Source organism: Ochrobactrum sp. Marseille-Q0166 (assembly GCF_014397025.1).
Classification (GTDB): domain Bacteria; phylum Pseudomonadota; class Alphaproteobacteria; order Rhizobiales; family Rhizobiaceae; genus Brucella.
In genome coordinates, this window is the sequence record NZ_JACJUO010000001.1 from 112,657 (window position 1) to 126,160 (window position 13,504).

The following is a 13,504-nucleotide window of genomic DNA, read 5'->3' on the forward strand; positions in this document are numbered from 1 at the left end:
CGAACAAGATATAGGCTTCAATTGTGGCAGTTCCACAGACCACCCAACACTCCGGCTCATCATCTTCCACCAAATGAGCGGAATCCCCGGTAAATTTGGCCCCAAAATTTGGAAAAATCGCCGTTAACGCCTATATTAAAGCCATGTTTGTCGTGTGATTCGACAGGGTTTTTATTGCTGCAATTGCGGCAGACTTTAAGGTTGCCTTCGCGGCGCATTTTCGAAAGATTTTCATGAGCGAGACACCAGAGATGAATTCCGTAGCCGCCGCCGAATATGGCGCGGATTCCATTCGTGTTCTGAAAGGCCTCGACGCAGTTCGCAAGCGTCCAGGCATGTATATCGGTGACACGGATGACGGCTCGGGCCTGCATCATATGGTCTACGAAGTCGTGGACAACGCCATCGACGAAGCGCTGGCCGGACATGCAACGCTTGTCACCGTCACGCTGAATGCCGACGGCTCGTGTACTGTGACCGACAACGGCCGCGGTATTCCGACTGACATTCACAAAGAAGAAGGCGTTTCGGCTGCCGAAGTCATCATGACCCAGCTCCATGCCGGCGGCAAGTTCGACCAGAATTCATATAAGGTTTCCGGTGGCCTGCACGGCGTGGGTGTGTCGGTTGTGAACGCATTGTCGATCTGGCTGAAGCTGAAAATCCGGCGCGCCGGCAAAATCCATGAAATGGCCTTTACGCACGGGGTAGCTGATGCTCCGCTTGCGGTCATTGGTGATGCAGGCAGCGATACAGGCACCGAAGTCAGCTTCCTGCCTTCGCCTGATACGTTTACCATGGTCGAGTTTGATTATGATACGCTCGAGCGCCGTCTGCGCGAACTGGCGTTCCTCAACTCCGGCGTCCGCATCAAACTGACAGACCGTCGCCACGCCGATATTCGCGAACAGGAACTTCACTATGAAGGTGGTGTGGTTGAGTTCGTAAAATATATCGACAAGGGCAAGAAATCCCTTCTGGACGAGCCGATCTATATCCGCAGCGAAAAAGATGGCATGACCGTTGAAGTCGCCATGTGGTGGAACGATTCCTACCATGAAAAAGTGCTGTGCTTCACCAACAACATCCCGCAGCGCGATGGTGGTACGCATCTGGCCGGTTTCCGTGGCGCGCTGACCCGTCAGGTGACGGGTTATGCCGATGCATCCGGCATGACCAAGAAAGAAAAGGTCAGCCTGACCGGTGATGATTGCCGTGAAGGTCTGACGGCTGTGCTTTCGGTCAAGGTTCCTGATCCAAAGTTTTCATCGCAGACCAAGGACAAGCTGGTTTCCTCGGAGGTCCGTCCTGTCGTTGAAAGCCTCGTCAATGAAGCGCTTTCAACATGGCTCGAAGAACATCCTTCAGGCGGCAAGACCATTGTTGAAAAGGTCATTCAGGCCGCCGCAGCCCGCGAAGCAGCCCGCAAGGCACGCGACATCACACGCAAGAGCAATCTGAGTGTGACATCGCTTCCCGGCAAGCTGGCTGACTGTCAGGAACGCGATCCTGCAAAGTCAGAAATCTTCATCGTCGAGGGTGACTCTGCTGGTGGTTCGGCCAAGAGCGGTCGTTCACGCCAGAACCAGGCTATTCTGCCGCTGCGCGGCAAGATCCTCAACGTGGAACGCGTCCGCTTTGACCGCATGATCTCATCCGATCAGGTCGGCACGCTGATCACAGCTCTTGGCACGTCGATCGGCAAGGATGAATCGCACGGCTTCAATCCTGACAAGCTGCGCTACCACAAGATCATCATTATGACGGATGCTGACGTCGACGGCGCGCATATTCGGACGCTGCTGTTGACCTTCTTCTTCCGTCAAATGCCGGAGCTGATCGAGCGCGGTCATATCTATATCGCGCAGCCGCCCCTCTATAAGGTATCGCGTGGCAAGTCCTCGCAATATATCAAGAACGAAGCTGCTTTCGAAGACTTCCTTATCGAAACCGGCCTTGAAGAAGCGGCTCTTGAAATGGGCAGCGGTGAAGTGCGCGCCGGACCTGACCTTCGATCAGTCGTCGACGATGCACGCACACTGCGTCAGCTTCTTTCGGGCCTTCATACGCGTTATGATCGTCGTGTTGTGGAACAGGCCGCGATTGCAGGCCTTCTTAACCCGAATGCGACCGCTAACGATGCTGCGTCGCAGGCTTCCGCCGATATCGTTGCCAAGCGTCTCGACATGATCTCGGAAGAAACCGAGCGTGGCTGGACCGCCCATGTGACGGAAGACGGCGGCTATCGCTTCGAGCGCATGGTGCGTGGCGTGAAGGATGTTGCCATTCTCGACATGGCTCTGCTCGGCTCTGCAGATGCGCGCCAGATCGACCGTGTGGCTTCGCGTCTGTCGGAAGTTTTCGCTGAGCCGCCGGTTCTGCGCCGTAAAGACAAGGTCGAAACACTTTCCGGCCCGATGGCGCTGCTTGATGCGATTTTCGCTACAGGCCGCAAGGGTCTGACATTGCAGCGTTATAAAGGCTTGGGCGAAATGAATGCGGAACAGCTTTGGGAAACCACGCTCGATCCAAATGTGCGTTCGCTTTTGCAAGTCAAGGTGACGGACGCGACCGATGCCGATTCGCTCTTCTCCCGCCTGATGGGTGACGAAGTTGAGCCACGCCGCGAGTTCATTCAGGAAAATGCACTGAGCGTCGCCAATCTCGACGTTTAAGATATAGGCCCCGAAGCGCGTTCCTGCTCTTCGGGGGATATCATACCTAAAAAAAAGCCCGCCTAATGGCGGGCTTTTCGTTCATTGAGGGCTGTTACTCGCCGCGACGCTTCTTGCTGAAGCCGCCATCACCGAATTTCTTGCCGTCCTTCTTGAAACCATCTTTCTTGAAGTCACCTTTCGGCTTCGACCAACCGCCCTTGGCATTATCACGGTTGCCATCACGGAAATCACTTCTAGGCTTGTCGCCGCGTGGCTTAAAATCGCGCTTGCCTTCGCGTGGCGAAGCATCGCCACCAGCGCCTGCAACGGCGTTACGGATCACAAGACCCTTTTCACCGGTGCCACGTTCTTCGACCGAGCGGCGGAATTCATCAGCCTTGGCTGCGGTGATTTCGAAACGCGTTTCATTATCGAAAATCTTGATCGAACCGACGTCACGCTTCGATACGTCACCCGCTTTGCAAATGAGCGGCAGAAGCCACTTTGGATCGGCACGATGTTTGCGACCGGCAGAAACGGAGAACCAGACGCCATCAAATGAAGAATTACGATCGAAGCGTTCACCCGGCTCGCCACGTTCACGACGTTCGCCGCGTTCAAAACGGTCGCCACGATCACCACGCTCAGAGCGCTCACGCGGCTTCTTGCCGCCAACAGGATGCACAGGTGCATCGGAAACTTCTTCTGCTGCCGGGTAGGAGGCGACTTCGCGATTCAGAAACGCAGCTGCGATCTGTTCTGGCGTGTAGCGCTCGGTGAGCGCCTTCAGCAGTTCCTGATATTCTTCTTCAACTGGCTGATTGAAAACGTCCGCATTGAGAATGCGTTCATTGGTCTTCGCCTGAACCGCCGCAATGCTTGGTGCAGAAATGGTCTGTGCATCAAGTTTAGCCAGTTGCAGAAGACGTTCTGCACTGCGACGGCGCGAGAACGGAACAACGAGAACACAGGTACCCTTGCGGCCTGCACGGCCAGTGCGGCCCGAACGGTGCAGCATGGTTTCCGGGTTGTTCGGAAGGTCGGCATGAATAACCAGATCAAGGTTCGGCAGATCGATGCCGCGGGCTGCAACGTCGGTTGCAACACAAACACGCGCACGGCCATCACGCATTGCCTGCAATGCATTATTGCGTTCTGCCTGACTCAGTTCACCCGACAGCGCCACAACCGCAAAACCGCGATTGGAGAGACGGCTTGCCATATGCTTTACCGCTTCGCGGGTCGAGCAGAAGATAATCGAGTTCTGCGAATCGTAATAGAGCAGCGCGTTGATGATCGCGTGATCACGCTCATGTGGCGGAACCGGCATGGCGACATAATCGATGTCAGCGTGCTGGCTTGTTTCGCTCTGAACAGTCAGACGCAGTGCGTCTTTCTGGAAGCGCTTCGCAAGCTGGGCAATCGGCTTCGGGACCGTTGCCGAGAACATCAATGTACGGCGATCTTCTGGTGCTTCACCGAGAATAAACTCAAGATCTTCACGGAAGCCCATGTCGAGCATTTCGTCAGCTTCATCGAGCACGACGACACGCAGTTGTGACATATCAAGTGCATTGCGGGTGATATGGTCGCGCAGACGACCGGGTGTTCCGACAACGATATGTGCTCCGCGTTCAAGCACGCGGCGCTCGGAACGGATGTCCATACCACCAACACAAGATGCAATTGTTGCACCCGTATCAGCATAGAGCCATTCCAGTTCGCGACGAACCTGCAAGGCGAGTTCACGCGTTGGCGCGATGATCATTGCGAATGGCGCTTCAGGACGGCCAAAGCGCAGCTCATCACCAAGAATGGTCGAGGCCATGGAAAGGCCGAAAGCAACGGTCTTGCCAGAACCAGTCTGGGCGGAAACGAGCAAATCTGCATGGAGAGTTTCCGGTGCCAGAACAGCATTCTGAACAGCGGTGAGTGTCGTATAACCACGAGCGGCTAATGCTCCGGAAAGAGCCGGAGCGATTGTATCAGGCAGGGACATGAATAACTTTCACGAAAAAAGCTTCTCAAGCCGCATACCCATCGGTCGTGAACCTATAAGTTCACAACTCTCCTGACGACTAACGAAGCACCATAATTAGCGCCTACCTATAGACTTGTGCTTCTCAGGTCAACCGGGAGAGACACTAGAGCGCAGTTCGGTTCGATTGAACCGTTCCGGCGCTCCAGTCTTTTCTGGTGCGCATTTCCTCTGAAAACCGTCAAACCTTTCGGAATGCGCTTTTAATGCGCCTCATCCCAGTTATGTGCTGCACGCGCGTCGACCTGTAACGGCACAGAAAGCGACACTGCGGGCATGGCCGCATTTTCCATGACATGCCGCACCACAGGAATTGTCTTTTCGACCTCGTTTTCAGGCACTTCAAAGATCAATTCATCGTGGACCTGCAACAGCATCCGGGCCGAAAGCGTCTCATCAGCCAGTGCATTTTCCATGCGGATCATGGCGCGGCGAATAATATCGGCAGCCGAGCCCTGAATAGGAGCGTTGATTGCAGCGCGTTCATTGAAAGCGCGCACCTGTGGATTGGAAGCCCGGATATCCGGGTAGTGCGCGCGACGGCCAAAGATGGTTTCGACATAGCCGTGCTCACGCGCGAAAGCCTTGGTCGCTTCCATATAGTCCTTGATGCCGGGGAAGCGCTCGAAATAGGTGCGGATATATTGACCCGCTTCTTCACGCGGAATGGACAACTGATTGGCAAGGCCGAAAGCAGAAATGCCGTAGATGATACCGAAATTGATCGCCTTGGCACGGCGGCGCACTTCCGAAGGCATTCCTTCAACCGGCACGCCGAACATTTCAGAAGCAGTCATGGCATGAATATCGATGCCGTCGGCAAAAGCTTGTTTCAGCTGCGGAATATCGGCGACATGCGCCAGTACACGCAACTCAATCTGGCTGTAATCGGCAGAGATCAGCTTGTTGCCCGGTTCTGCAATGAAAGCGGTTCTGATCTTGCGGCCTTCGCTCGTGCGAACCGGAATATTCTGCAAGTTCGGCTCAGATGAAGACAGACGTCCCGTCGAGGTGGATGCCATTGCATAAGACGTATGCACGCGCTTTGTCTGTGGGTGAATGTAACCCGGCAACGCATCGGTATAGGTGGATTTGAGCTTGGTCAGCTGGCGCCAATCAACGATTTTGCGCGGCAGAGGCAGACCTTCAGCAGCCAGATCTTCCAGTACCTGCGCAGAGGTCGACCATTGGCCGGTCTTGGTCTTGGATGCACCGGGCAACCCCATCTTGCCAAACAGAATATCACCGAGCTGCTTGGGCGATCCGATATTGAACTTTTCACCGGCCAGCTCGTAGATTTCATCTTCATAGGCAGCAGCAGACTGGGCAAGATCACCCGACAGACGCGAGAGAACCTGGCGGTCAACCGAGATGCCGCGTTCTTCCATACGGGCAAGCACATCAACCAGCGGGCGTTCAAGGCGTTCATAAACCGAGGCCAACCCCTCTGCTGCCAGACGCGGCTTCAGCACCTGCCACAGCCGCAGTGTCACATCGGCATCTTCGGCGGCATAGGCCGTTGCACGATCAATATCGACCATATCAAAGGTAACGGCGCTTTTGCCGCTGCCAGCCACTTCTTTATAGGCGATGGGCGTGTGGCCCAGCCAGCGCTCGGACAATGGGTCCATGCCATGACCGCCGGTGCCTGCATCAAGCACGTAGGAAATCAGCATCGTATCATCGAAAGACACCGTATTGATGCCGTGACGGCGCATGACCAGCCAGTCATATTTCATATTCTGTGCGATCTTGAGAACGGACTGGTCCTCAAGAACGGTCTTCAAAGCATCAAGCGCTGCGTCTAAAGGAATTTGTCCCTCGACCATGCCGCCACCGAGCAGATCGCCCGCACCGGATTTGTGCTGGAGCGGGATATAGGCAGCCTTGCCTGGAGCCAAAGCCAATGAGAAGCCAATGAGTTCGGCCTGCATCGGGTCAAGTGAATTGGTTTCGGTATCGAAAGCAACAAGGCCAGTCTCAACGGCCTCTGCAAGCCACTCCTTCAGGGTTGGAAGATCGCGAATGCAGGTATAGGCCGTGGTGTCGATCTTCTGCGCAAGCGCCGTTGCTGCACGGCTTTCAACCAGCGCCTTTGGTGTGTAGCCACTGGCATTCTGCGTCTTGGCAACAACCGGAGCATCAGACGTTTCAGACGGTTCGGCTTCTGGTTTTGCCGGCACGTCAACATCCGGACCATGTGCGTCCGAACCCCATTCGGTTTCAATATGACAAGGGTCAACTGCGGATGCATCCGTCTCGGTTGCTTCGGCGACACGACGAGTGAGTGTTGTGAACTCCATGGCCTTCAGGAAGCCAATAAGCTTGGGACCATTCTGCGGTTCAAGGACAAGGCCGTCGAGATCGATATCAAGCGGTACATCGGTCTTAAGCGTGACGAGTTCGCGCGCGATCTTGGTCTGATCGGCAAAAGCGATGATGTTTTCGCGCCGTTTGTTCTGCTTGATCTCGGACGCGCGTGCGAGCAGCGTATCAAGGTCGCCAAACTCTTCCAGCAATTGCGCCGCAGTCTTCGGGCCTATGCCCGGAATTCCCGGCACGTTGTCGGTGCTATCACCGGTCAACGATTGCAGGTCGATCATTTTTTCAGGCGGAACGCCCCATTTCTCGATCACTTCCGGGATCGAAATCTGCTTGTCCTTCATGCTGTCATACATGGACACGCTCGGTGTGACGAGCTGCATGAGATCCTTGTCGGACGAAATGATTGTGACATCGCCGCCAGCTTCTTCAGCAATACGGGCATAGGTCGCAATCAGATCGTCGGCCTCAAAACCTTCTTTTTCGATGCAAGGGAGATTGAAGGCACGCGTTGCCTGACGGATCAGACCGAACTGCGGAATGAGGTCTTCCGGCGGTGCCGTACGATTGGCTTTATATTCGGGATAAATCTCTTTGCGGAAGGTCTGCGACGAATAGTCGAAAATGACTGCAAAATGCGTTGGCACCACACCAACATCAGTGCTGCGCGCATCCTTCAACAGCTTCCACAGCATGTTGCAAAAACCGGAAACGGCCCCGACAGGCAAGCCGTCCGTCTTGCGGGTCAGCGGTGGCAGGGCATGATAGGCGCGGAAAATATAGCCCGAGCCGTCAACGAGGAAGAGATGATCGCCTTTTTTCATGGCCTAGAATTAGAGGAAACAAAGCATAAAGAAAACCGGCCTTGTGTCAGCAGACCCAAGTGTCCACGTGAAAGGTGGGGTTTTGTGGCGGTTAATCACGCAAGCCTCTCATTTTGATAACGATTATGTTACGAATTTGTAATCTTTAATGCCCTTGAATAGCCACAGTTGAAGGGCCAAATCTCACTCATCAACAACACGTTGATCGCCGGTCATCTGACCCGTCCCCCGTTGGATACCGGCTGTGAACGGCAGTCTCATTCCCCTCTCCGGGCTGTCGTTTGTGAGTGTAGTGATATGGCCGTTGTGGTACCCCCTCACCGCAACGGCCAATCCATTTTCAGCGCTCAGTTTTGCGTTCAAATTGGGTTTCTTCTTCGGGTTGCTGGTTGTAGTGTGCGATCAGTTTTACGACTCGTCAGGAAGTATCATGTCCGCGCAATCACTCGATAAAGTCCTCAATTACCTCGACACGAATCTCGAAAAGAGCATCGATCACCTGTTCGATCTTCTGCGTATCAAGTCGATTTCGACCGATCCCGCCTACAAGGCCGATTGCCGCAAGGCGGCCGAATGGCTGGTCGAGGACCTCAAGTCTATTGGTTTTGATGCGAGTGTGCGCGACACTCCGGGCCATCCGATGGTGGTTGCTCATCACGAAGGTGCGACGGCTGATACGCCGCATGTGCTTTTCTACGGTCATTATGATGTGCAGCCGGTTGATCCGCTCAATCTTTGGGAAAACGATCCGTTTGAGCCAGCCATCAAAGATATCGGTAACGGTCGTAAAATCCTGACCGGTCGCGGCACATCCGACGACAAGGGTCAGTTGATGACCTTCGTGGAAGCCTGCCGCGCCTACAAGGCCGTCAATGGTAACCTGCCTGTCAAAGTGACCCTGCTGTTTGAAGGCGAAGAAGAATCCGGCTCCCCATCGCTCAAGCCTTTCCTTGAAGCGCACAAGCAAGAGCTCAAAGCAGACGTGGCATTGGTCTGCGACACCGCCATGTGGAACGAAGAAACACCAGCAATCAGCGTCGGCCTTCGCGGTCTGGTTGGCGAAGAAATCGTCATAAAGGCTGCTGACCGCGATCTGCACTCGGGGTTCTTTGGCGGCGCGGCAGCCAACCCGATCCATATTCTCGCAAAAATCCTTGCTGATCTTCATGATGAAACCGGGCGCGTGACCGTGCCGGGCTTTTATGAGGGTGTGGAAGAAACGCCGTCGCAGATTTTGCAGTCATGGGAAAGCCTTGGCCGCACGGCTGAAAACTTCCTTGGCCCAATCGGTCTTTCGGTTCCGTCAGGCGAAAAAGGCCGCAGCGTTCTCGAACTGACCTGGGCGCGCCCAACTGCGGAAGTCAACGGCATCACCGGCGGCTATACAGGTGAAGGCTTCAAGACCGTCATTGCTGCGGAAGCTTCGGCGAAGGTTTCGTTCCGTCTTGTGCACAAGCAGGACCCCGTGAAAATCCGCGAAGCATTCCGTGCTTTCGTACAGGAACGCCTGCCAGCCGATTGCTCGGTCGAGTTCCACCCGCATGGTGGTTCACCTGCTATTCAGTTGCCATATGATTCCCCGCTGGTGTCCAAAGCCAAGGATGCGCTTTCTGACGAGTGGCCGAAGCCAGCCGTGTTGATCGCCATGGGCGGGTCTATTCCGATTGTCGGCGATTTCGACAAATTCCTCGGTATGGAATCCCTGCTGGTCGGGTTCGGCCTTGAAGATGACCGCATCCATTCGCCCAATGAAAAATATGAGCTGAATTCTTTCCACAAAGGTCAGCGTTCTTGGGCTAGAATTATGGCAGCCATCGCTGCTCAATAAGGAAGACTAAATGACTATCCGTTTTCATAAAAACGATCTGCCGGACCTTGAGCATTATCAGGTGGATTCGGTCGCGATTGACACCGAAACACTGGGCCTCAACCCGCATCGCGACCGGCTTTGCGTGGTACAGATTTCGCCCGGTGACGGCACTGCGGACGTGATCCAGATTGAAGCAGGGCAGAAGAAGGCTCCTAATCTGGTCAAGCTTCTCAAAGATCGCTCGATCACCAAAATCTTTCATTTTGGCCGGTTCGACCTCGCAGTTCTGGCGCATGCTTTCGGCACGATGCCGCAGCCAGTCTTCTGCACCAAGATTGCATCCAAGCTCACCCGCACCTATACGGACCGCCACGGTCTGAAAGAAATCTGCGGTGAGTTGCTTGATGTTTCAATCTCGAAGCAACAGCAGTCTTCGGACTGGGCGGCAGAAGTTCTGTCACAGGCGCAGCTTGAATATGCGGCGTCCGATGTTCTTTATCTGCATCGCCTGAAGGCTGTGTTTGAAAAGCGTCTGGAACGCGATGGCCGCACCAAACAGGCCGAGGCATGCTTCAAGTTTCTGCCCACCCGCTCAGAGCTTGATCTGATGGGCTGGCCTGAGACGGATATTTTCGCTCACGCATAAAGTCTCTTCAAATGGCGGCATCAGCCGCCATTTTCTTTTCCGGCTCGCGCTCAATGGACGCCCATTGAGGACGGCGGAACAGGAATTTTCCGTAGCCGCTCCATTGAATAAGCCCGTAAAGGATCACAGGTCCGACCACGCCGCTTATGGTTGTCAGCAGCGAAACCGTTCCAATGTCAAAAATGCCGAGTTTAAGCAGAATTGTCCGGGCAATTGCCATCGGCAAAAAGAATGCGAGATAAACAACGATCGAGTGCGCGCCCAGCCAGCTTAATCCGCGATGCAGCGCATTTTTATCAGACAGCAGGCTGAGCAGAGCCGAAATCGCAATAATGGCAAATGCGCCGACAAGTCCCATTATCAGCGATATGAATGGAAGGTCGCTAACTGCACCACGTCCATTCAGCAGGTCACCAGAAGGCGTAATCAGGTATAAAAGGCTTTCCGGTACCGGCATAAACACCAGCCTGTACTCAAAAAAGCCCCAGATCAGCAGGCCGGCGAGAGCGAGTACAGGGCGTTTTCTCAACCATTCAGCAAGACGGAAGATCAGCGGTGCAAATGCGTAGCCCACGAAGAAATAGACGAAGCGCGAGCAGAACTCGTCAATCATCACCCATCCGGTATGAATGGGCAGAATTTCGAGAATAGCCAGCATGGCAAAAGTGATGCCGACAGGCACGCGCTTTAAAAGCCTTGTGACGATGAAAAATACCGGCAGCATGTAGATGAACCACAGCGTACCAAAAGGCTCGATAAAAGCCATGAGATAGGCTTCGACAACGCCTGCCGCGCCGCTTTCACTTGCGATACCAGGAGCTTTGAAAGCAAACTGGATCGTCAGCCACAGAATATAGAAGTAAAGGAAGTGGACGACTTTTCTGTCGATATAGCGCCGCCATGGACGATCAATAACAAGACTCAGAAACAACCCGGAGATCAGGAAGAAGTCGGGCATGCGGAACGGCTTGGCAAAAGCGACAACAGAATGCATCCAGCCCTGTGCATCGGCGGCTTTCTCTACGCCAAGCGTGGAGTGCATCATGACAACGAAAATAATACAGATGCCTTTGGCGATATCGACCCAATCGATGCGCCGTGCCGCCCCATTTACCCCGCTCATGCATGCTTCTCCACATATTAAAGCGTCATGCTTTAATTTTTTGCGGGCAGATTACACACGTTTGTGTGCGCCTACTCATTAATCTTTGTACAATCATAAACGACGACTTTTTTATTGAAAGCGCATTTGTTTGATCAAACTTCAGACGCATTTGAGTGACTGTGACCTTCTTGCTACAGACTCTTTCAAGGGATCGATTATATTAGGGGCAACAAATAAGTTATCCCTATTTCCCCTGTGGAGGTTTATTATGAAGATCAAGTCTCTTCTTCTTGCGTCAACCGTAGCTCTTCTAGCAGCAACCGGCGCGAAAGCAGCTGATGCTATCGTTTACGAAGAGCCAGCTCCTGTTGTCGCTGCACCAGTATTCAGCTGGAATGGCGCCTACCTCGGTGGCCAGATTGGTTACGGCTGGGGTAAATCCCGTTTTGGTGACGAATTCGATACCGTGAACGTAAAGCCAGATGGTTTCCTTGGTGGTCTTTATGCCGGTTACAACTTTGATCTGGGCAACAGCGTTGTTCTGGGTATCGACGGTGACATAACCTATAACAACCTCAAGGACACCAACACATTCGACGAAGACGTTTACCTTGAAAGCAAGCTTCGCTGGTCCGGCGCAGTTCGTGCACGCGCAGGTTATGCAGTTGATCGCTTCCTGCCATATATTGCAGGTGGTGTCGCTTTTGGTAGCGTGAAGAACACGATTGGTGATGATGAAGTCAGCTTCTCGCAGAGCAAGACTCTCACCGGTTGGACAGCTGGTGCAGGCGTTGATTATGCAGCAACTGACAACGTCATCGTTCGCCTCGAATACCGTTACACCGACTACGGCCACAAGGACTATGATTTTGGCTTTGACGACGGTTCGGTTCGTAACAAGTTCAAGACCAATGAAGTTCGCCTTGGCGTTGCATATAAGTTCTAATCTGACTTGATCAGATACATACTTTAGGCCCCCTGAGATTTCCTCTCTGGGGGCCTTTTCATTTACGGCACTATAGATATCTCAGCCTCATATTCATGCACCTGTAAGGCGCTTCTGAATTAATTGACTTTAATGTTTTAGTAACTATGAAGTATGGATTTTGGGGGATTTTCGCTAAAATCGGCGTTTTTTGCAGCAAAAACTCGGCTGTGTCTTTCTTGTTACAGACTCTTATAAAGAGTGATCTATATTAGCCTCAACAACGGAATTACCGAAATCACTTCGCAGAGGTTTATTATGAAACTCAAGTCGCTTCTTCTTGCATCAACTGTCACTCTTCTTGCTGCAACCGGCGCGAACGCCGCTGATGCTATCGTTTACGAAGAACCTGCACCTGTTATTGCTGCTCAAACCTTCACATGGAATGGCGCTTACCTCGGTGGCCAAATCGGTTACGGCTGGGGCAAGTCCACATTTAGCGACATTGATGGCGATGGCGGCCGTTTGAAGCCAGATGGTTTCCTTGGTGGTCTTTATGCCGGCTACAATTTTGACCTCGGCAATAGCGTTGTTCTTGGTGTCGATGGTGACGTCACTTACAATAACCTCAAGAAACGCTTCTCTGAAACAGATGAAGACGGCGACTTCGCAAGCATTGAAAGCAAGCTGCGCTGGTCAGGCGCCGTTCGTGCCCGTGCAGGTTACGCTGTTGATCGTTTCCTGCCATACATCGCTGGTGGTGTAGCCTTTGGTAGCGTTAAGAACTCCGGTAAATCTGTTATTGATGGCGTTGAAGAAAGCTTCTCCACCAGCAAAACCCACACGGGCTGGACAGCTGGTGCCGGCGTTGATTATGCTGCAACCGACAACGTCATCGTTCGCCTTGAATATCGTTACACCGATTATGGCCACAAGAGCTTCGATGTTGACGGCGAAAGCACGCGCAACAAGTTCAAGACCAACGAAGTTCGTCTCGGCGTTGCATACAAGTTCTAATCTGGCCTGATCAGATTGAATATATTGAAGGCCTCGCATTGCGGGGCCTTTTCTGTTGCAATCAATACTGCGCTTTTTTGTTGGTTACAATTTACGCCCCTTTAAACCGCCGCATTTACCCTTCAGGCGATAAACGTCCTCGATATATGCGGGTTGATGA

8 protein-coding genes are annotated in these 13,504 nt (G+C 53.3%); 5 read left to right on the forward strand and 3 right to left on the reverse strand.

All coding sequences use genetic code 11. The features are described 5' to 3' along the window. Positions 1-233 precede the first annotated feature (233 nt). The gene (gyrB, locus tag H5024_RS00540) at positions 234-2,675 is read left to right on the forward strand and encodes a DNA topoisomerase (ATP-hydrolyzing) subunit B (protein ID WP_187543496.1); all 2,442 of its coding nucleotides are present in this window, start codon (positions 234-236) and stop codon (positions 2,673-2,675) included. A 94-nt stretch (positions 2,676-2,769) separates the two neighbouring features. On the opposite strand, the gene H5024_RS00545 is transcribed toward gyrB, so the two are convergent. Continuing rightward, positions 2,770-4,656 carry a DEAD/DEAH box helicase gene (locus tag H5024_RS00545; protein ID WP_187543497.1) on the reverse strand — a complete coding sequence of 629 codons (1,887 nt, stop codon included), beginning with the start codon at positions 4,654-4,656 and terminating at the stop codon, positions 2,770-2,772. Positions 4,657-4,898: 242 nt separating this feature from the next. Next, the gene (gene polA, locus H5024_RS00550; protein ID WP_187543498.1) at positions 4,899-7,841 is read right to left on the reverse strand and encodes a DNA polymerase I; all 2,943 of its coding nucleotides are present in this window, start codon (positions 7,839-7,841) and stop codon (positions 4,899-4,901) included. Between the two features lie 430 nt (positions 7,842-8,271). On the opposite strand from polA, the gene H5024_RS00555 reads away from it, so the two are divergent. After that, positions 8,272-9,669: a dipeptidase gene (locus tag H5024_RS00555; RefSeq protein WP_187543499.1), complete on the forward strand. Its 1,398-nt coding sequence runs from the start codon at positions 8,272-8,274 to the stop codon at positions 9,667-9,669. A gap of 10 nt (positions 9,670-9,679) precedes the next feature. After that, entirely contained in the window at positions 9,680-10,297 is a 618-nt protein-coding gene (locus H5024_RS00560) for a ribonuclease D (RefSeq protein WP_187543500.1), read from the forward strand. A gap of 7 nt (positions 10,298-10,304) precedes the next feature. Here the strand turns inward: H5024_RS00560 and H5024_RS00565 are convergent, their stop codons facing one another. Further along, positions 10,305-11,420, reverse strand: a complete 1,116-nt coding sequence (locus H5024_RS00565; protein ID WP_187543501.1) for an acyltransferase family protein — start codon at positions 11,418-11,420, stop codon at positions 10,305-10,307. Between the two features lie 250 nt (positions 11,421-11,670). Here H5024_RS00565 and H5024_RS00570 point away from each other — a divergent pair, with 250 nt between their 5' ends. Together H5024_RS00570 and H5024_RS00575 are read left to right on the forward strand one after the other, a co-directional pair. Beyond that, entirely contained in the window at positions 11,671-12,348 is a 678-nt protein-coding gene (locus tag H5024_RS00570; protein WP_187543502.1) for an outer membrane protein, read from the forward strand. A gap of 297 nt (positions 12,349-12,645) precedes the next feature. Further along, complete coding sequence (locus H5024_RS00575) at positions 12,646-13,344, forward strand: outer membrane protein (RefSeq protein WP_187543503.1); 699 nt, start codon at positions 12,646-12,648, stop codon at positions 13,342-13,344. The last annotated feature ends 160 nt before the right edge of the window (positions 13,345-13,504 follow it).

Bases quoted from the DNA above. Each gene is read 5' to 3' on its own strand.
- gyrB (WP_187543496.1), top strand. From the start codon at position 234: ATGAGCGAGACACCAGAGATGAATTCCGTAGCCGCCGCCGAATATGGC.
- H5024_RS00545 (WP_187543497.1), bottom strand. From the start codon at position 4,656: ATGTCCCTGCCTGATACAATCGCTCCGGCTCTTTCCGGAGCATTAGCC.
- polA (WP_187543498.1), bottom strand. From the start codon at position 7,841: ATGAAAAAAGGCGATCATCTCTTCCTCGTTGACGGCTCGGGCTATATT.
- H5024_RS00555 (WP_187543499.1), top strand. From the start codon at position 8,272: ATGTCCGCGCAATCACTCGATAAAGTCCTCAATTACCTCGACACGAAT.
- H5024_RS00560 (WP_187543500.1), top strand. From the start codon at position 9,680: ATGACTATCCGTTTTCATAAAAACGATCTGCCGGACCTTGAGCATTAT.
- H5024_RS00565 (WP_187543501.1), bottom strand. From the start codon at position 11,420: ATGAGCGGGGTAAATGGGGCGGCACGGCGCATCGATTGGGTCGATATC.
- H5024_RS00570 (WP_187543502.1), top strand. From the start codon at position 11,671: ATGAAGATCAAGTCTCTTCTTCTTGCGTCAACCGTAGCTCTTCTAGCA.
- H5024_RS00575 (WP_187543503.1), top strand. From the start codon at position 12,646: ATGAAACTCAAGTCGCTTCTTCTTGCATCAACTGTCACTCTTCTTGCT.